Source organism: Micromonospora sp. WMMD737 (assembly GCF_049179055.1).
GTDB classification, from domain to species: domain Bacteria; phylum Actinomycetota; class Actinomycetes; order Mycobacteriales; family Micromonosporaceae; genus Micromonospora; species Micromonospora reichwaldensis.
In genome coordinates this window covers 59,570-78,715 of sequence record NZ_JBMHMH010000061.1, presented here as the reverse complement: position 1 = coordinate 78,715, position 19,146 = coordinate 59,570, and the positions used below count along the sequence as shown (strand labels likewise).

At 70.6% G+C, this 19,146-nt stretch carries 16 protein-coding genes; 7 read left to right on the top strand and 9 right to left on the bottom strand.

Annotated elements, in window-relative coordinates:
* Nucleotides 1-219: 219 nt before the first annotated feature.
* Nucleotides 220-1,023, top strand: a complete 804-nt coding sequence (locus ACN27A_RS35105; RefSeq protein WP_421459303.1) for a GntR family transcriptional regulator — start codon at nucleotides 220-222, stop codon at nucleotides 1,021-1,023.
* Nucleotides 998-1,552: a GNAT family N-acetyltransferase gene (locus ACN27A_RS35100; protein ID WP_421459300.1), complete on the top strand. Its 555-nt coding sequence runs from the start codon at nucleotides 998-1,000 to the stop codon at nucleotides 1,550-1,552. The genes ACN27A_RS35105 and ACN27A_RS35100 overlap by 26 nt, the downstream gene beginning before the upstream one ends.
* A 92-nt stretch (nucleotides 1,553-1,644) precedes the next feature.
* Here the strand turns inward: ACN27A_RS35100 and ACN27A_RS35095 are convergent, their stop codons facing one another.
* The 3 genes from ACN27A_RS35095 to ACN27A_RS35085 all read right to left on the bottom strand — a co-directional run bounded on the left by ACN27A_RS35095 (nucleotide 1,645) and on the right by ACN27A_RS35085 (nucleotide 3,559).
* Nucleotides 1,645-2,142, bottom strand: a complete 498-nt coding sequence (locus ACN27A_RS35095; protein ID WP_421459298.1) for a hypothetical protein — start codon at nucleotides 2,140-2,142, stop codon at nucleotides 1,645-1,647.
* Between the two features lie 75 nt (nucleotides 2,143-2,217).
* The gene (locus ACN27A_RS35090; protein WP_421459296.1) at nucleotides 2,218-3,027 is read right to left on the bottom strand and encodes a hypothetical protein; all 810 of its coding nucleotides are present in this window, start codon (nucleotides 3,025-3,027) and stop codon (nucleotides 2,218-2,220) included.
* A gap of 79 nt (nucleotides 3,028-3,106) precedes the next feature.
* Nucleotides 3,107-3,559 (bottom strand): hypothetical protein, encoded by a 453-nt coding sequence (locus ACN27A_RS35085; RefSeq protein ID WP_421459294.1) that lies wholly within the window; start codon nucleotides 3,557-3,559, stop codon nucleotides 3,107-3,109.
* Between the two features lie 157 nt (nucleotides 3,560-3,716).
* Here ACN27A_RS35085 and ACN27A_RS35080 point away from each other — a divergent pair, with 157 nt between their 5' ends.
* The 3 genes from ACN27A_RS35080 to ACN27A_RS35070 all read left to right on the top strand — a co-directional run bounded on the left by ACN27A_RS35080 (nucleotide 3,717) and on the right by ACN27A_RS35070 (nucleotide 14,210).
* Entirely contained in the window at nucleotides 3,717-3,989 is a 273-nt protein-coding gene (locus ACN27A_RS35080; protein WP_421459292.1) for a recombinase family protein, read from the top strand.
* Nucleotides 3,990-4,413: 424 nt separating this feature from the next.
* Complete coding sequence (locus ACN27A_RS35075; protein WP_165942569.1) at nucleotides 4,414-4,590, top strand: hypothetical protein; 177 nt, start codon at nucleotides 4,414-4,416, stop codon at nucleotides 4,588-4,590.
* Nucleotides 4,590-14,210: a helicase-related protein gene (locus ACN27A_RS35070; RefSeq protein WP_421459405.1), complete on the top strand. Its 9,621-nt coding sequence runs from the start codon at nucleotides 4,590-4,592 to the stop codon at nucleotides 14,208-14,210. Before ACN27A_RS35075 ends, ACN27A_RS35070 begins: the two co-directional genes overlap by 1 nt.
* Before the next feature lie 166 nt (nucleotides 14,211-14,376).
* Here ACN27A_RS35070 and ACN27A_RS35065 read toward each other — a convergent pair whose 3' ends face one another.
* The 6 genes from ACN27A_RS35065 to ACN27A_RS35040 form a co-directional block, all read right to left on the bottom strand.
* On the bottom strand, nucleotides 14,377-14,646 hold the full coding sequence (locus ACN27A_RS35065; protein ID WP_421459404.1) for a hypothetical protein: 270 nt from the start codon (nucleotides 14,644-14,646) through the stop codon (nucleotides 14,377-14,379).
* A gap of 70 nt (nucleotides 14,647-14,716) precedes the next feature.
* On the bottom strand, nucleotides 14,717-15,340 hold the full coding sequence (locus tag ACN27A_RS35060) for a hypothetical protein (RefSeq protein WP_421459402.1): 624 nt from the start codon (nucleotides 15,338-15,340) through the stop codon (nucleotides 14,717-14,719).
* Nucleotides 15,337-15,711 carry a hypothetical protein gene (locus ACN27A_RS35055; RefSeq protein WP_421459400.1) on the bottom strand — a complete coding sequence of 125 codons (375 nt, stop codon included), beginning with the start codon at nucleotides 15,709-15,711 and terminating at the stop codon, nucleotides 15,337-15,339. Before ACN27A_RS35055 ends, ACN27A_RS35060 begins: the two co-directional genes overlap by 4 nt.
* A gap of 88 nt (nucleotides 15,712-15,799) precedes the next feature.
* Nucleotides 15,800-16,093 carry a hypothetical protein gene (locus ACN27A_RS35050; protein WP_421459398.1) on the bottom strand — a complete coding sequence of 98 codons (294 nt, stop codon included), beginning with the start codon at nucleotides 16,091-16,093 and terminating at the stop codon, nucleotides 15,800-15,802.
* Nucleotides 16,090-16,314, bottom strand: coding sequence for a hypothetical protein (locus ACN27A_RS35045; RefSeq protein ID WP_421459396.1), 225 nt, complete (start codon nucleotides 16,312-16,314; stop codon nucleotides 16,090-16,092). The genes ACN27A_RS35050 and ACN27A_RS35045 overlap by 4 nt, the downstream gene beginning before the upstream one ends.
* A gap of 313 nt (nucleotides 16,315-16,627) precedes the next feature.
* Complete coding sequence (locus ACN27A_RS35040; RefSeq protein ID WP_421459394.1) at nucleotides 16,628-17,866, bottom strand: helix-turn-helix transcriptional regulator; 1,239 nt, start codon at nucleotides 17,864-17,866, stop codon at nucleotides 16,628-16,630.
* Nucleotides 17,867-18,118: 252 nt separating this feature from the next.
* Between ACN27A_RS35040 and ACN27A_RS35035 the strand changes: the two genes are divergently transcribed.
* Together ACN27A_RS35035 and ACN27A_RS35030 are read left to right on the top strand one after the other, a co-directional pair.
* Nucleotides 18,119-18,700, top strand: coding sequence for a hypothetical protein (locus ACN27A_RS35035; protein ID WP_357095916.1), 582 nt, complete (start codon nucleotides 18,119-18,121; stop codon nucleotides 18,698-18,700).
* A 37-nt stretch (nucleotides 18,701-18,737) separates the two neighbouring features.
* Nucleotides 18,738-19,130 (top strand): hypothetical protein, encoded by a 393-nt coding sequence (locus ACN27A_RS35030; RefSeq protein ID WP_421459391.1) that lies wholly within the window; start codon nucleotides 18,738-18,740, stop codon nucleotides 19,128-19,130.
* Nucleotides 19,131-19,146: the final 16 nt, after the last annotated feature.

The window sequence follows — 19,146 nt, the reverse complement described above, 5'->3', positions numbered from 1 at the left end:
GCATCTCGTCCTCCTAGGGGTGGGTGCCATCCGGGCTCGGTGGGAGGGCAATCCCGCCGAGCCCTCTTGTTCTATGCAGGCGCATTCCAAGGTCTAGAGCATCGTCATTGACCAGACAATGCGCGTGGTGTTGATGGTGCTACTCGGCACCAAAGGACGTCAAGGGGTAGCGGCAACATTGACTAGACATTGTTCGGTTGCATGAGCGAGACTCGGAACGTGGACAACTTCAGGGCCACCCCATTGCCGGCCTACCAGCGGATCGCTGCGGCGCTCCGCGACAGGATCACGTCGGGAGAGCTCGCTGGAGGCGAGCGGCTCCCGACGGAGCAAGAGCTGACCGAGGAGTGGGGCGTAGCTCGGCAGACCGTCCGCAACGGGATCGCCGTCCTGGTCTCGGAAGGGCTCGTGGTCGCAAGGCGCCCGCTCGGGCACTTCGTCCGTCAGCGCGAGACCATGCTGTACCGACCCCAGAGCGAGTCACGAGACCAGCCGGCAAGCCCGGAGATGGACCGCTTCTGCCAACAGATCACCGAAGAGGGGCGGAAGCCGAGTCAGACGATCGACGTGTCCCTCATCCAGGCGCCGCCGGACATCGCTCAGCGCCTACAGGTCGACCCGGGCACGGTAGTGGTGGCTCGTCGGCGGGTGCGCTACATCAACGGCGAGCCGGTCAACATCAACGACTCGCACTTCCCGCTCCACCTGGTGAAAGACTCCGAGATCATGTCGCCCGCTGACGTCGTCAGGGGCACCAACCAGGCGCTTGCCGACCTGGGTTACCCGCAAGATCGCGCCATCGATGAGATCTTCACCCGAATGCCCACCCCCGAGCAGATCCGCCGGCTGGGCTTGGGACCGGGCACACCAGTGGCGGTCCACTACGTGACTGGCTACATCGCCGACGGCACGCCCGTACGGTGCACGGTCAACGTGCTGCCGAGTGATCAACATGTCATCGTGTTCGAGCGCAAGTTCGAGCGGACCTGGAGCGACCTTGACCCTGACCATTCGGCCCGCTGAGGACGATCACGAGTTCGAGATCGCGATGGCGCTGCTCATGCAGCGAATCCAGTGGCTACGCGAGCGCGGGTCAGACCAGTGGGTCACCTGGGAACGGTGGCGAACGAAGTTGGGCCCCTCACTCGCGGCTGGCGACATCTGGATCTTGTGGGACGGCGACGAGGCCATCGGCACGATCACCGTCGAGATGACCGGCGACTCGGATTTCTGGACTCCCGACGAGCTGACCGAGCCAGCCGTCTACGTCTCGAAGCTGGCCGTGCGACTCGATCGCGCTGGCCAGGAACTCGGCACCCTGCTGTTGGCGTGGGCCAGCGACTACGCGTGGCGGCACGGCTGTCGCTACGTCCGGCTGGACGCCTGGAAGACCAACGAGGGCCTACACGCCTACTACCTCTCACGCGGATGGACGTACCTGCGCACGTCGACTGACCCGAATCGACGGTCCGGGGCTCTGTTTCAGCGCGCAGCAGGCCCAATGAGCCAGCAGCCGATCGACCTGCGAACGGCTACTTCGCGGCACGGGTGATCGCCACCCGGGCGCGGGGCCGACCCTCGGCCGGTCGGTCCGCGCCCGGGGATCGTGGCGTCTAGGTGCTCACCCTTCTGGTGCAGCTGGCCTCAGCTCTTGATGCCAGCGGAGCCGAACAGGTCGAGCTGCTCGCCGGGGTCGGTTGGCCGGCACGCCTCCCATACGGCGTCTCCGGCCTGGCCGCAGGCGTCGACGACGTCGTTCCAGCCGATTCCTCGGAATCCGCCCGGGTGGTCGCGCCAGGCGATGACGGCCTGCTGGCAGCGGTGGATCAGGTCGTCGGTGACTCGGCCGCTGTCGAGCACGTTGCCCAAGTCGGTCCAGGTCAGCCGTAGCGGCTGGCGGAGGTGCCCGTCGGTGATCTCGATCCGGGTCTTGGTGAGCCGGAGCATCCGGCCGGCGGGCAGTGACATCCCGAGGTGGTCAGGGGCGAGCTGTCGGGCGTCTCGGGTGCGCCAGTAGGTCAGCGGGTGGATGGCGTGACTGCGGGCGAAGGATCCAACGGCCCAGGCCAGCAGCGGACGGTGGGTGGTCGGGGTAGCGGTGGCGAGGATGGTGCGGGCGTCGGTCCGGTGGCTGCTGGTCATGGTGGTCTCCCCGTCGTTGCTGGTCGGGTGGCGTCCCTGTGCCCGGGCCGGTGGCGGCCCGGGGCACGGGTGCGGTCAGCCGTGGTCCTGGTCGACGTCGACGCCGTCGGGCAGGCGGGTCCAGCCGGTGGGGGTCCAGATCTGCCAGTGCTGGTCGGGGCCGGCGGGGTGGTCGCGGCGCAGAACGTAGGCGGCGGCGCGGTGCCAGGTGGGGTCGGTGGTCAGCGGCACGGGGACGCTGGCGTGGAGAGTCGGATACGGATCGCCGTCGCGGACGTGCTGCATGAGCCGGACCGGGGTGCGGGAAGCGGCCAGCCGCGCGGCGACGTCCGTCGCGGTGAGGTGCTCGCGGACCAGCTCGGCCAGCACGTCGGCGACGGTGGCGGAGTCGCCGGTGTACAGCCGGCACTGCTGGGCGTACTCGTCGAGTTCCCTGCCTCCGAGGCAGTTCAACTGGTAGGTGGCGCTGCGGTGCCGGTAGGTGGTGATCCAGCCGACGAAGCGGTCGCCGAGGTACAGCGGGTGCTGCTTCGCGCTGCCGGGGCCGGGGTGGGCGGGGCCGTCGACCCGGAGCTGGGTGTGCGGGACGGTCAGGCCGGTGTGCGGCAGGGTCACCGGCCCGCTGGTCGCCGCGATCACCATGGCGTTGATCCAGGCCACGCGGACTGAGTTGGAGTGCGTGCAGTTGCGGCAGTCGATCGGGGCGGCGACGGCGGCGCCGACCTTGACGGTGTCGCCTCGGGTGCCGGCGCTGCACGAGCCGGCGACGTAGCGGGGCTCGCCGGCCGGGCCCGTGATGCTGCTCAGGTTGCCAAGGTGGACGACGCGGCCTCGGCCGATGCGGACCGGTGCGAGCTGGGCGGGCCGGGTGTTGGTGCTGGTCATGGTCTCGATCCCTTCGATGTACTGACGGGGTTGGCGGGGTGCCGGGGCCGGCCCTCGGTGGGCCGGCCCCGGCTGGGTGTCAGCAGTCGTCGGGGTCGGGGTCGTTGCCGTCGTGCTGGTCGGCCGCGCCGTACAGAGAGGTCGTGATCTCGGTGAGCTGGGCGAAGAGGCCGTGCCGGTAGACGACCTGGCTGCGGATCGCCTCGGCCTTCGGCGGCCACTGGCCGACCAGGTAGTCGGCCAGCGCCTGCCGGGACTCGTCGGCGAGGGCCTGCGCCTGGTCGCGGCCGGCCAGGTCGATGGCGGCGGCGAAGATGGCGCCGGCGATGTCGTAGCCGACTCCGGCCGGGTGGTTGCGCACCCGACGGTTGGCGGCCCGCAGAATGACCGACGGGCTGAACGTGCCGGTCTCGAACGGGCACTCCGGGTGGCACGGGTCTCCGGCGCTGACGCCGTAGGCGTCGGCACCGCAGCCGACGCACTGGTCGTTGTGGTCGATCTCCCGGGTCGGGATCGTCGTACGCTGGGTCATGGAACTGCCTTTCGCAGAGGGGTTGTTCTTCCTGGTCCGGCCGGGTGAGCCACCACCTGGCCGGACCGTTCCTTGCCTCTCTATCGTACAGGAAAAGGTGCAGGAAAAGCTCCTTCAGGGGTCTTTTTATGTACCTTTTTGCCGTACGCTGTGGGGCATGAGCAGCGAATCTGAGATGCGCCGGCCCGAGGTGTCGGCGGGGATGGCGGCGGCCCGGGACCGGGGTGTGCGGCTGGGTCGGCCGCCGGCACCGGTGCCGCCCTCGGCGGGCCGGGCGGCGGAACTGCGCGGTGAGGGGCTGTCGCTGGCGGCCATCGCCGAGAGGCTGAACGCCGAGCAGGTGCCGACCCCGTCGGGCAAGGGCAAGTGGGCCAAGAGCAGCGTCAGCTACGTGCTGACCCGGTATGACGCGGCGCAGGCATCGGCGTAGGCCGTGGTGGGCGGGGTTGCGGGCTTGCCCGCGCGCGGTGCCGGGGTGGGGTGGGATCTCCTCGTGTCGGCCGATCTCCGATCGACCGGGCCGGCTCCGGGACGGCCAGGCTCGGCGTAGCCGACCGCGCAGCGGCTTGGCCTGGTCGTCCCGGAGACGGTCTGGTAGCCCTCTGGGCGGCCGGCGCGAGGGGATCCCACCCCTGGGTGACCACTCACCCACCTGGCACCGGCGGTCGCCCCCGGGCATCTCCGAGAGAGGCCCCGCCGGAGGCGTCGTCCTTCCGCCGGTCTACCGGCGGGCACTGACCCGCACCGACGCGCGGGCGCTGCCCCGGTGCGCCCACCGGCGGCCCGGCAACAGGGGTGCGGCGTATGCGCCGGCCGGCTACCTTGATGTGCTCAAACGATCATGCGGGGGAATCGTGAGCGAGCCGCACAGCCAGGCCACACCAGAGCGGGACGTCGACGCGGCGTTGACCGGGTTGCAGGACCAGATTGACGCAATCGTGCGGGTGCTGGGCGATCACCAAAGGGTGTTCGAGGCACTGCGTGCGGCGGGGCTGCTGCCAGATGGTGGTGGCGCGGGCCAGGACCGGTGATGGCTGAGCCTCGTGACACGACGGTCGAGCGGATCGTCGCGTCGGTCTACCGGGTCGATGACCTGGCGAGTCGGGCGGAGTCCCTTGCCGCGCAGGTAGCCGGCCCCGCCCCGGCACCGCCCGTGGACCAGGCTGTCCGGCAGCGGTTGCTCGCCGCCCAGGCCGTCGCCGCCGAGGTCTACCGCCAGCAGCTCGACGACGCGCCAGGGCCATCGCGGTGGCTGACCGCACAGGGCGTGCCGACTGACGGGCGCTGGACGGTGGGATACGCCCCGGACCGGCCGGCAGCGGTCGTCAACGAACTGCGGCGGCGCGGGTTTACCGACGCCGAGATCGTGGCCAGTGGCCTGGCCGCGACCAGCCGCGGCGGCCAGTTGGTCGACCGGTTCCGCAACCGCGTGATGGTCGGAGTGCGCGACCACCGAGCTGCCGGGACTCCGGTCGTCGGCTGGGTCGGCTACGCCCCGCCCGGCGCGGCGACCGACGCGGCACCAGTGCTGCACAGCCCCACCACGGCGGTCTACCGGCCGGCGGACTGCCTCATCGGCCTGGCAGAGCAGCCCGAGCGGGACGGCCGTACCGTCGTGGCCCGCAGCGCGTTGGAGGCCATCGCCTTGGCCGAACGCGCCGACGAACTGGGTGAGAACGCGCCGCTGGTGGTGGCGCCCGCCGGGCCCACGCTGACCGGATCGCAGGTCGCCGCGCTCACCGCGCACACCGACACGGCGGCCGGCGTCACCGTCGTCCTCGACAACGAGCACGACCGGCACGCCGAACGGGCCTACCAACTGCTCGCCCCTGCCGTGGCCCGGCACCCGAACAGGCCAGGGCCACTCGGGTACGCCTACCCCGGCGCCAGCGCCGTCGTGGAGTCCCACCCCCTGGTGGAGGCTGCGGTCACCAGCCGGGTCGCCCGGGCCGCCCGAGGGTTCGTAACGCCGAAGGGGCGGGCGGTGGCCGCTGACTCCATCCGCGCCATGCTCGACGGGCAGCCCGCCGACCTCGTCGACCGGTGGGCCTCGTACGCCGCTGAACGGCTGGGTGTGCCCGTCATGCCCACGCCACCGGCGCCTGCGACCACGACCCCGGACACCGCCGTCGACGTGCCGGCACCGGTGATGCTCAGCGGCGCTGCCGCCACGACTGGTCCTCCGGTGGAGAGCGTCGACCACCCCCTGCCTGCGCCAGCGGCGGACCCCGCACCAGATTCCACCGTTGCCCAGCACGATGCGTTCGTCGACGCCGAGCAGCCCGTCCAGCAGGCAACCGAGCGGCCCGTCCAGCAGGTACCTGAGCAGCTACATCTTGACTTCCCGGTCGCGGACGTCGAGGCCCCCAGCCTGGAGGCTGGAAACGACACGGACCTGGCTCCCACTCGGATCGACGCTGAGAGTGATCCGGACCCGCAGGACGAGCCCGACGCCGGCAGCTCCCTACCGGATGACGACGCCCTGGTCCTGCCCGACCCGTCACCGGATGAGCCGGAAGAGGTCCCGGAGCCGCTGGCCGGTGCGATCCCGGTGGAGGGCGTCGACGGCTACCACTACACGCGTGGAGACGACACCGTCACGACGGTCTACGGACCCGACAACACGGTGGTGGCCGTCGGGAAGTCGGCCGGCGGCGGCATCACGGCCGGCGAGGTTGATGGCGTGCGCATCACTGGTGCTGCCATCTACGGCACCCGCAGCTTCGCCGAACTCGCGGCCCGCCAGCACCAGGCCGCCAACCTGCCACAGGATCAGCGTGACCGGGTGTGGATCGAGTTCGTGCGCGACCCGACCGCGAAGTCGGGCCACGTCATCGTGGTGCATGGCACGGTCAAGGACGATCCTCTCGACGACCGCGCCACCAAGGACGCCGCCCGGTTCCTGTGGTCCGGCAAGAAGAAGGCGCGGGTCAGCGGCCGGAAGTGGACCGCACGCACGGTGGACGACAGCCTCGCCCGCCTGCTGAGCGAGTTCGCCCGGCAAGGCAGAGCTGTCCTGGTCCGTCCCCCTGACGCGGGACGCCCCGAGAGCGAAGCACCCAGTCCTGCACCCGTCACCACCGAGCGGCAGCCGCAGGATCGTCCGGCGGCCGACCCGCACTCCTTGAGTGACGAAGACCTGGCTGAGGCCATCCGCAGAGCGGAGGGTCAGGTCGGGTACGGCATCCGCCGCGACGAAGCGGCGGCTGCCCGGGCCGATGCCTTGCAGAAGGTGCGGCAGGACCGGGTCCTCCAGCGCGTGGAGAACGCACCAGAGGCCGCGGGCATGAGCGACGACGAGCTTGCCGCAGAGCAGCGGTGGCTGATCGAGTCGTTCGCCCGCAACGCGTTCACGGCTGGAGACGGCGCGCGGGCCGTACGTGCCCGGCGTGATGCCGTCCAGGGTGAGCGGCAGCGCCGCGAGGCAACCGTGCTGCTGGCGGGCCCGACTGCCCAGAGCCTGGACGACGAAGCCCTCGACACGGTCTACACACAGACACGCGGCCTGTGGGTCCGCATGCAGTCCAGCCACGAACTGCACGACGTGCTCGAACAGCGCGGTGAGGAGCTGCGTACGGAACTGGCGCTGCGCCGGATCCGGCACTACGAGCAACGGCCGGACGTCGCCGGCATGACCCTGGAGGACCTGGCTGCGGAGAGCGCGGAACTCTCCGGCTTCCGGGAGCCCGAGGCCCTGTTCCAGCGCAAAGACGTCAACCAGGCCCGACAGGCACGGTTGGCGGTCGTCGACACGGAGATGGACCGCCGGGAAGCAGCCCGGTATCCCGATGAACTCGCCCGCGCCCAGCTTCGGGGCAGCCGCGCGACTCGGGAGGTGACGATCGACGGGATGCCGCACGCGTACGGCCTTGTCGAACCGGTGCCTGGCAAGGAAGCCCACTTCAAGGCGCAGGTCCGCTACACCACTTGGCTTGGTGAGTTCCCGTCTCGGGCCGCGGCCGTCGCTGCTCTGGTCCGCCACTACGACACGGACCCCGCCACCTACCCTCAGCGGACCTGGGGTGTTCCGCGTGATGTCGCGCTGCCGGTCGCCGTGCGCACTGAGCTGCTGGCGTGGCTGGAGCCCCGGGCGGACAGCAGCCCGGAGTGGCGGCGCCTCATGGAGATCTTGTGGCTGGTGCCGACCCGGCAGGCGGACCGGAACCCGCTGACCGGTGAGACAATGCAGACGTACCACTACTCGGTCGAACAGGGTCTGCTCAGCGAGCTGGCCCGGGTCGGGGAACGGGTGACCGCAGACCTGCGGACGCGGTCGGCCAACACCGAGCTTCCCCGCAAGGACCGGGAGGCCGCCAAACGTCGTATCCCGGCGATGGGTGCCGCTCTGCACAACGTCCTCGGTCTACGTGACCGGCTCGCCGCCGAGGGCATCAACACGGATCTGCGGGCGGTGGACCAGAGCCAGGTGGCGGCCCAACTCGCGGCGCTGGCCGGCGTCGACAACGACATTGAGGAAGGTGGCGATGACAGTCAGCCAGTACAGCGTGATGGCGCGGGAGCACTGGAGCAGGTTCCGGCCCCGGGAGCTGGCGGGGTTGCAGGACCCGGAGGCGTTCTTCGCCCGGATGGGCAGCCAGATCCAGCAGGCGGTGATCGACACGCAGGAGGCGCTGGAGGAGACGCTGGAGCCGGAGACGGACTACCAGGCGCGGGTGGGTCAGCTGAACCAGATCCGGGCCACCGCGGAGCAGCAGGTGATGGCGCAGTTGCTGCCGCCGCCGGAGGACGACCAGGACCCGCCGATGCCGCCGAGCGCGCTCCGCAGCGGCCTGGACGAGATCAGCCGGGACCTGAACAGGATGTAGCGCCGTTCCGGCCCGATCCGCAAGATGTCCCTCGTGGTCCGCTGGCACGCGCTGCGGCGAACCTGGCAGCCATCAAGGTCCTGAACCGGTTGGAGCAGACACGCACGAGTGCCACCCACGACGACAAGCGGGTCCTGGCCCGCTGGTCGGGCTGGGGATCGGTGCCCGTGGTGTTCCTCGAACAGCCGGACGAGAAGAACCCTGTCTATGGTCAGGGCGGGCAACGCGAGGGCCGATACGCCCAGGACCTGAGACGGTGGGAGGAATACTCACCCGTCCGCAACGAGCTGCGGGAGTTGCTGGACCCGTTCGCGTGGGCCGCCGCTTCCCGCGCGGTCCTGTCGGCCCACTACACGCCGCAGGCCCTGGCCCAGGCCATGTGGGATGGCCTGCGCGCCTTCGGCTTCGACGGCGGTGAGGTCCTGGAGGCCGGCTGCGGTTCGGGGACGTTCTTCGGCACGGCCCCGGCCGGCACGGTGCGGTTGACCGGCGTCGAGCTGGACCCGGTCACGGCCCGGATCGCCCAGTTCATCTACCCCGACGCGAACGTGCTGGTCGAGTCCTTCGCCGACACCGACGCCCCGGCTGGTGCCTTCGACGTGGCGATCGGGAACGTGCCGTTCGCGCAGGTGCCCTTCACCGAACGCCGGTACGGCGCGACGGGCCACAGCCTGCACAACGGGTTCCTCATCAAGGAACTGGCCCTGGTCCGCCCGGGTGGCATGGTCGTGGCCGTCACGTCCCGCTGGACGCTCGATGCCGAGGACACCGCCGCGCGCCGCCAGATGGCCCGCTACGGCGACCTGGTCGCCGCGTACCGGCTGCCCGCCGGGGTCTTCACCGACACGGGCACCAGCGTCGTCGTCGACGTCCTGGTCCTGCGACGCCGCGCCGAGGGACAGGACCCTGCCGACCTGGCCTGGCTGGACGCTCCCAGCCGTGAGCTCAACGGCAGCACCCACACCATCAACGCCTACTTCACCGCCCACCCGGAGCACGTCCTGGGCGAGCTGACCGCCGCGTCCGGCCCGTACGGGCCCGCGGTGACCGTCAAGGGCGACCCCGCGCGAGCCGTCGACGACCTGCGGGCCGCGTTGCAGCAGGCAGCCGAGCAGGCCACGGCCGACGGGCGCGGCTACCAGCCGCACCCTGACGGCCCCGACCGCAAGCCGCTGCACCTACAGACGGCCCGGGACAAGCACGCCAACGACTACACCGGTCGCCTCTACCTCGACGAGGACGGCCGGATCTGGCAGCACATCAACGGCGCGGACCCCGTCGAGGCGGTCCCCTCCGACGGCAACACCGGGCAGTTGCTCGCGCTAATGCAGTTGCGCGACGTCGCCGCCGAGCTGAAAGAGCTGGACCGCACCGGTGACGAAGCTGACCGCGCACAGCAGCTCCGGGCCCGGCTGCGGGAGCTGCACGCGGCCTACACCACGGCGCATGGTCCCCTGTCCCGGCCCCGCCAGACCCGCCTGTCGGCCGGGGCTGAAGTACGCGAGCGCGCCAGAGCCGAGGGCCGGGAGGTCCGCGAGGACGAACGCACCCTGACCGCGTCGGGCTGGTTCCGGGAGGACCCCGACGCCGCCACGGTGCTCGCGTTGGAATCCTGGGACCGCAAGCACGACGTGCCGGTCCTGTCCGAAGTCCTCGCTCGGCGGCCGGGCGCCCGTAGCGGCCGGCTGGAACACACCGACGATCCGAAGACGGCCCTGACCGCCGTCATGGGCGCCACCGGCCAGGTCGACCTGGTCCGCATCGCCGAACTGCTCGGCACCACCCCCGACGAAGCTCGGCGTCGTCTGGGCACCGAGGTGTTCGACAATCCCGTCACCGGCCGTCTGGAGCACGCCGGCATCTACCTGTCCGGGGCGGTCCGCCTCAAGCTGGATGAGGCCCGCACCGCCGCCGCCAGTGACCCCGCCTACGCGGTGAACGTGGCCGCGCTGGAAACGGTGCAGCCCCGCGAGAAGCGCATCGGCCAGTTCACCCCCCAGCTCGGCGCGCACTGGATTCCCGCCCCGCTCGTGCAGGGCTTCCTACGCCAGTACCTGGGCGATCCCACGCTGCGGGTCGACCACAACGAGCGGTACGGCTGGTCGCTGTACGCGGGCAAGGTGCCCGACGCCATCAACGCGCTCAAGGGCACCGAACGCCGCTCGGCCGTGCACATCGCCCGCGCGATCCTCGGCCGCGGTTCCCTGGTCGTCGAGAACGCCGTGTCCATGGGCGACAAGGTCGTCCACGAGGTGGACGAGGACGCCAGCCGCGCGGCCCGGCAAAAGGCCGACGCGATGCGTTCGGCGTTCGAGGAGTACCTCACCGCCGACAGCACCCGGGTCAAGGCCCTCACCGACGCCTACAACCGGATCATGAACGGGCACGTCGTCCGCAACTACGACGGCCTGGCCCCCACTCTCGCCGGCTTCACCGACCAACGCACACCGCACCCTCACCAACTGTCGGGCGCCGCTCGCATGCAGTTCGAGCGGGGCGTGATCCTCGCCCACGAGGTCGGACTCGGCAAGACCACCACCATGATCATGGGCACCCAGGCGCTCAAGGCATCCGGGCAGATCCACAAGCCCTTCGCGGTGGTGCAGCGCCACCTCGCCAAGCAGTGGCTCGACGAAGCCCAGTTCCTGTACCCCAACGCCGACATCCGCCTGATCACCAGCGACCTGCTCTCCGGCGACGAGCGTCGTCGCACCCTGGAGTGGCTGCGCTCCAACACCCCAGACCTGACGATCTTCACCGAGGGCGCGTTCACGTCGGTGAAGATGAGCCCCGAGTTCCAGGAGTGGTACGAGTTCCAAGAGGTCGACAACCTGCGCGAGCAGATCCTGCGCGAACGCGGCGTCCCCGAGAACGGTCTCGCCGTGATGAAGCTCGAACAGCGGCTGGCCACCCTGGAAGCCCGGCTCCGGCGCAACGCCGCCCCGATGCGCACCCCCGGCGAGCTGTACTGGGAAGACCTCGGCTTCGACTACGCCACCATCGACGAACTCCACCGGTTCAAGGGGGTGGGTTTCCGGTCGAAGGAAGCCGGCGGCGACACCGCGAAGATCCGCGCGGTCGACCTGCACCAGAAGCTCACCCACATGCACCAACGCGCGGACCAGGAAGGCGGCCGACCGACCGTCACCGGCGGCACCGGCACCCCCCTCACCAACTCGATCGCCGAGCAGTACACGATGCTCGCGCTCATCTCTCCCTGGGTACTGCGCGCGTACGGGGTCGCCGGTCCGGACCTGTGGGCAGACACCTTCGGCCAGAAGGTCCAACGCGTCGAGATGGCCCCGGACGGATCCGGGCTGAAGGTCGTCGAGCGGTTCTCCCGCTTCATCAGCAAGAGCGCGATGAAGACCATGTGGGGGCTGACCACCGACACCAAGACCGCCGACGACGTCGGCATCAAACGCCCCACCGTGTCAGCCGGCGGCCCCCAGCTGCGCCTCATCGAACCCAACCCCGACCAGCAGGCACGACTGAAGAAGCTCGTCGCCCGGGGCGCGGCCATCCACGCCGGCGCGGTGTCCCGCGACGAGGACAACATGCTGGCCGTGGCCAACGCGGGCCGCGCCATCGCCTGCGACGCGCGCCTGCTGGACCCGGCCGCCCCGCCCGGCGGGAAACTCGCCGCCGTCGCCGACTGGTTCTCCGAGCGGTACCACGCCAACAAGGACCGCATCTACGCGGTCTCCACCAGCGACCCCACCCCCCACCCGGTCCCCGGTGCTCTACTGATCGGCTTCCTGAACCAGGGCACCCCCCGAGGCCACAACCAGGGCAACTTCAACGCGTACGGCGAGCTGCGGGACCTGTGCGTGGCACGGGGCGTCCCCGCCGACAAGATCGCCTTCGTCCAGGACCACAACCACAACCCCGAACAACTGGCCGAGCTGTTCCGCAAGTGCCGCGAAGGTGAAGTCGCCATCATCCTGGCCAGCACCGACACCATGGGCACCGGTGCCAACATCCAGAACCGGGCGCTGGCCCTGGCGCACATCGACCTCGACTGGACACCGGCGGGCATCGAGCAGCGCAACGGCCGGATCGTCCGCTACGGCAACCAGAACACCGAAGTGGAGATCGGCATCTTCGCCCTGCGGGGCAGCATGGACTCCTGGCAAGCCGGACTGCTCGCCTCCAAGGCCGAGGGACTGCGCGACATCCAACGCCCCGAAGTCGGCGACGACACCGGCGACAGCGTCCAGGAGATCGGCGACACCGACTGGGACTACGCCACCATGCAGGCCGAGATCGGCGGCAACCCGTACATGGGGCAACTCATGAAGGCACGCATGCACCTCGCCGGCCTGGAAGCCGACCGCCGTAACCAGGCCGCCGACCGGCTCCGGCAGACCGAGCTGCTCGCCGAGAAACGAGCCGAGGCCACCGCCACCCGCGCCGCGATCGAGCGGCGCGAGCAGGTCATGCCATCGATCACGCCCGTACGTGGTGACGACTTCACCATCAAGATCGGAGACACCACGTACGGGCAACGCAAGGACGCGGGCCCGGTCCTGCGGCGCGCGGTCACCGCCACCCTCATGCTGCACCAGACACCCGGCACCGGCGCCTGGCGAACGCTCGGCCGATTCGGCGGAATACCGATCGCCGCCCGACCGGAGATGACCGACGACGGGCAGCTCCAGGTCCAGGTCGGCTTCCCCGACCTACGCCACAGCGACGCCACCTACACCGTCAACGACCTCACCGGCGACAAGATCGGCGGCACCATGCTGCTGAGACTCGCCACCGCGCTGGAAAAGGCCCCAGACCACCAATCACTCGACCGCCAGCGGCTACCCGAGCTGGAAACCGAGATCACCCTGCTCACGCAACAGCAGGAAGCCGCGGACTTCACCGACCGCATCGAACACGCCCGCCAACGCGCCAACCTCCTCGACGACGTGGTCGCCACCATCGCCGAACGCGACACCGTCCCCGAGCTCAACGACGGTGACCTCGACCCCGAGAAGTACCCCACCGCCGAAGTACGGCAGCAGGTGATCGCCCGACGCGTCACCGAACGCCAACCGCTGCAAGCCAAGGTCGACCAGGCGATACAGAACCTGAACGACTTCGACCGCGACCACCCCGCGCCCGACAGCACGCCACCGGACGACTCCAGCACGGCAGAGCCGAGCAGCGACATCACCGAAGCCACCCCACAGCCACCCGCTCCGGCCGGTCACGCCGCTGACGACACACGACCCGACTGGATGACCCCCGCCCGCCACGCGCAGCTCGTCAAAGCCATCACCGACTACGCGCCCCGGTACACCGCCGCCAACACCAACGGCGTCCTCAACTCGCCCGCCCGCTACGTAGCCGAGGTCCACGCCCACGGAGGCGCGACCCGCGAAGAGTGGAACTGGATCGCCGACTACATCCGCCAGCACCCACAGGTCCGCGAGGGCAAGCCCCTTACCGACGACGAACTCACCGCCCGCGACCATGCCGCCTCCACCGCACTGTCCCAGCGTGCGATGCAGGCCCTCCAAGCCGGCGACCACGCCACCACGTTCGCCATCATCGACCAAGCCGAACCGCTCTACGGCCACATCGAGGCCTGGGACAAGTACCGCACCGCTGTCCAGGAAGACATCGCGCGCCAGCAGACCGGTACGCCCGCCGACCCGCAACCCACGCCTGCACCCCGCTCGGCTGCCGCCGAAAACGCGGCCATCGTCGCCCAGGCGTTCCGCCCCGTCAGCCCGAGCCCAGCGCTACCGCCATCAGCGGCAACCACCGCTGCACCAGCCACGGTCCGCGGCGCCCACCCCACCCGACCGGAGCACGACAACGCCCGCTAGCGCACTCCAGTCCAGAGCAGGTGCTGCCGCGCCGCTTCCAGTCCTCGCGCCGTGGCCGGCGCTGCGGTCCGGGTCGGCTTGCCACTGGCCTGGACCCTGGCCATGTCCGTACCGGTCGACCACACACGGCTGCGGCCCTCACCGAAAGGTGAGGGCCGCGTCGTGGTCACCGGTCCATTTCCTCCGTGCCGAGATCGAGCGTCTTGGTCGTGCCGGTGAGTACCTTGGTCACCTTGACCGCCTGCGTCTTGATGACTCGGGCCCTGCTGCCGGGGTGATCGCGCTCGACGACGTCGGCGTACAGGTGGGCGGCGGCCGGGCTCCTGGTGGTCTCCCAGTGGAGACCGTGGATGTGGTTCCAGCCGTTACCGGAGTGCTGAATCTCGACGTGGTACCGGTCGGCGCGCTGGGTGATGACGACGTCCCCGGTGGCCATGTGGACCTCCCTGTTGAGTTTTCAACGCCCTACTTATGTAGACCAGTCTACACGAGCACTGTAGAGCCGTCTACATTTGGTTACGGGCATGGTCATAGGCGCGGCGGGCCTCCACACACACCGGACAGTGGCAGCCGTCGTCGTAGCCTTGCCGCCCGTGCCTGACCACGTCCCGCTCCCCGGAGCGCACCTCGGCGCGGCGCTGCGCCATGTAGTCCCGACGCCGTTGCCGAATCGCCTCCCAGTCCGTGCTGCCGGCACGCCCGCGTCGGTACGACGTGCGGGGGGCGTCGGTGCGCCCCGCCCTGACGATCCGGGCGACCTCCGCGACGTCGATGCGGGCGGCATCCGCGACGTCCGCCCTGGACGCGCCCGCGTCCAGGGCGTCGAGCAGCGCATGGTCGCGGCGCCAGCGCTGCCGGGCGTACCGCTGCTCCCGGTACTCGGCCTCCACGGTGGCGACGCGCAGGGCCCGCTCGTCACCGGGCGGCCCCGTGTGTGGGCGGGCCTTGAGGATCACCCTCACGCCGGCCGTACTGAGGTGGGCCACCTGGGCGATCGTGGTGACGCCGACGCCGCCCGCTCGGGCGGCGCGGATGGTGCGGTCCCGCTCGGCGTGGGCGGCGTCGCGCCGGTCGCGGGCTTTCGACAGCTCGTGGGCCTGCCGCCGCAACTTCGCCAGCGTCCCCCTCACCGTTCGCCGAGCGCCTTCAGCAAGCTCATCCGGTCGATGCCGACCGCCCGCGCCGCCTGGGACTTCCCCTTGCCGCCCGCGTCGGCGACGAGCATCGTGGCGATCTGCGCCGACGCGGCGAACGCCTCCCGCTCCCGCCGCCGCGCGTCGACCAGTGCCCGGTGGGCATCCTCCGGCGTGGTCTCGCCGAGGATGTACTGGACGGCGGCAGACATGGCGGCGTCCCGTTCGGACTGCTCGTCGGGGTCGGGGTATCGCTCGGCGATGCTGCGCGTTTCGTCGGCGAACCGCTCGATCTGCTCGGCGGACAGGTCGCTGGCGGCCGGGCCCAGCCAGGCCATCAGTTCGTGCTGCTGCATGGCGTTCGTCATGTAGAGCAGTCTACACAAGTAGCGTAGATGCGTCTACATTCTCGGCTATCGGCCGGTGCGAGCCGAGGTCCCCGCCTTCACGGCTTCACTACGGTCCGCGGGTCCAGGACACGAATCGCTCGTGCAGTTCGGCGGGCGGGGTGGTCGGCATCTCCGTCAGGGCGACGATCAGCAGGGACCCCATGTAGATGGACAGGCCGACCCAGTCGCCGGGGTATGCCTCGGCGAGGCGGGTGCGCGCTGGCGAGCAGGGCCACCCGACCTCGCCGACGCACGTCCGGCACGTCCAGGAGGGGTCCGGCTGGTGCGGGTTGCCGTCGAGCCGGACCGCGATGGCTTGAACGGCTCGCGAGACGTGAGCGGGGCGTTCGGTGGCGTTCACTCGTCGACCCCGATCTCGGGGTGCGCGGTGCGGGCGGCCTGGCCACGGGTGAGCAGCGGCGGCCGGCACGGCGTGATGTCGGTGGTGTCGGGGACGGCGGCGATCCCGATGATTCGCTCGTGCGCACGCTGGTGGCCGTCCTCGCCGTCGCCCAGGGCCGGACGGCACTCCGGGGTCGGATCGAGCTGCGTGGTGCGCTGGCGCCGGTTTCGGCGGAGCATGTGCGGCACCTCCCGGGCGGCAACCCGGGTGGAGGCGCGGCGAGTTGGCCCCCCTTTGGCACAAGCCGCCGCGCCCCCGCCCGGAGGGTCGCGGCGCCGTGAAGCACGGGGGCACATCACGGAGCCGCGACCCGGCTGGGCGGCGCGACCGCACCGTTCGGGTGCTGGGGTGCAGCCGCGCCCGCTCTGACGTGGGAACGCTCGGTAACCGCTCTCCCACGCTCTGAGCTTGGCCCAGCTCACAGCGTTATCCCAGACGCGCCACGCACCACTTGCGACCGACCATCGGCGCAACTACGGCGTGATGCGGTAGTTACGCAACGCCACCAACGAGAGCAATCAGCTCGGCTTGCTCAGCGGATGCCGCCCGACGCCGGGTGTCGATCAGCTCCGTCACGATGCTCCGGGCGTACGGCTGCTGGCGTAGCCACGGCGCGGCGGTGTCTCGCAGTTCAAGCAGCACGCCCGTCGCGGCGGAGTGCTGGCCGGTCTGGACGTACGACCATGCGACGTCCAAGCGGTGCCGCTGGCGGCTGGACGGGGTGACCTGCGGGAATCGGGTCACCTCTTCGGCGAGGGTCAACGCCCGGTCGGGCTGGCCGGCGATGACGGCTGACTCCACCCGCATCAGGTGCACACCCTCGGGCGAGAAGTCGTTGCCGATGAGGTCGGCGTGTGGGTGGCGCTGGTTACCGAGCCGCAGCGCCCCGGCGGCGGCCAGGTCGAGAATCTCGGAGGCTTCGTCGCGGCGGGCGTCGCGGACTGCGGCGGCGGCGGCCTTGAGGAGCAGTTGACCCCACCCGGCCAGTTCCGCCGGGGTCGCGGTCGACAGTCTCGGCTCCACCTGGTCGGCGGTCCGCAGTGCGAGGGTCTTGGCGTCGGCGAACCGCCCTACCCGCAGCAGCAGCCAGCACATCGGGGCGACGGCTTCGGTGCCGGCCACCCGGTCGCCGCTGTCGCGGGCGTAGCGCAGGGCACCGTCGAGGGCGACGTGCGCGAGGTCGACCTGACGCAGTTGGATGAGCAGCCGGCCGGCGAGGGAGTACGCACGCGACGCCAGAACGTGCGCGGCGAGCTGCTCGTCGTCATCGACGACGTCGACCAGGGCGCGGGCCTGCGCCAGCAGGCCGGGAACTGCGGCGAGGGTGGCCGCGAAGTCGTTGCGGTGGTAGACGGCGTTCGCGGCGCGCACGGCCGCGGTGACGCCGGCGACGGTCGGCGCGGGCCCGGCCGGGTCGAGGTCGAGGGGCTGCCCGTCGAGGCCGCGCACGGGGGTCAGCGCCCGGCGCACACCGATCAGGCCGACCGGCTCGGCGTCGGGTTCCCGCCGGTCCACCGCTCCGGCGGCGTCACCGAGCAACGCACCGGTGCTGGTGTGAAGGGCTGCGGCGAGCGCGGACAGGGTGGCCAGACTGGCCGAGTCGCGTCGGCGCTGCTCAAGGTCACGAATGGTGGACACGCTGACGCCGGAAGCATCGCGCAGCGCTTCCTGGCTCATGCCTGACGCCTTACGGATGCGTTTGAGGTTCTGGCCGATCGTCGGCTGCTCCATGGTCGTCTCCCAGGTAGCGGACTGGGGATGGCGGCCCGCCGACCGCTACAACCGGCGGGCCTGCCTCTTCGCACGCTACTCCGGTCACGAGAATCGGCCCTCGTCGTTGCGGCTTGCCACCTCGCCCGGCGTGGCGCGCGGCACGTTGGCAGGGCGCGATCCGTGAGAACCCACGTTCACAATTCCACGCACTGACGTTCATAAATGTCAGCGATGCTCGGAGACGCCCCCCTCTGAGCACCAGGAGACAGCGTGCGACACCGCACACGAGCCATCCTCGGGACGCTGCTCGCGGCGACCCTACCCCTGCTCATCGCCGCTCCGGCCCAGGGGGCCACCCCCAGCGAGCCGGCCCCACAGTCCACCGCCACCTTTACCGCCACCACCAGCGCCGAGGCCACCGCCGCCGGCCTGCGCCTCACCGTCGACGCGACGGGCGCCTGGAGCGTCGAGTCCGCACCGGCCCCGGACCACGTCGGCGTCCACTACCCGGCGTCCTACTGTTCCGGCACCTTCCTCGGCCCCCGGATGCTCAGCACCTACACGCTGGAGTTCGGCGGGCAGCAGACGTGCGACAACCCGAAGGACTGGGCCCACGGCATCACCGTCGAGTTGCAGAGCACCTGCTCCGACATCTGGTGCATCATCTTCGACCCCGAGGGTGAGGTCGGCTCCGGCCTGCGCATGCAGCGGGTCGTGTCGGCCTCCGGTGGTCTGGGCTGCGACAACACCGACCGCCGCAAGTACCGCAACGTCGCCGACGTGTACGCCCGCAACATCTACATCGGCGCCGTCGTCGGAACCTACGAGCCGATCCTGCGCTGCTCGATGTGACCCACCCGGGCACCAGCAGGTGGCTATGGTGGCCCTCATGACGGTCACCGGTCCCCGCCTGCTGGTCCCGCCGGCCATCCTCGGCCGAAGCATCGGACTCGCCATGCTGCACTGGGGCGTGATCGACGGACCACACGGCCTGTCGCTCGTGATCGAAGTCGTCGACGAAGAGCACACCGGCAGCCTCAACGAGGGCCAGTGGAAAGACCCCACCGTCGACGTGGTGCAGATCTACGCCACCACCGGCACCAGCGAGCCGATCCACCCGAAAGTCATCGCCCGCACCTCGGGCCCGAGCTGGCAGCGATGGACCGTCACCTTCGGCCGCTACGACCGGCCCGCCCGCGTCGACCTGGACCAGGCAAGCATCGTCGTCAACGCGCGACCGATCAGCCTGGAAGCCAGGATCGACCTCGCCCCCGAGGGGTGAGCCGCTCTCACCAGCG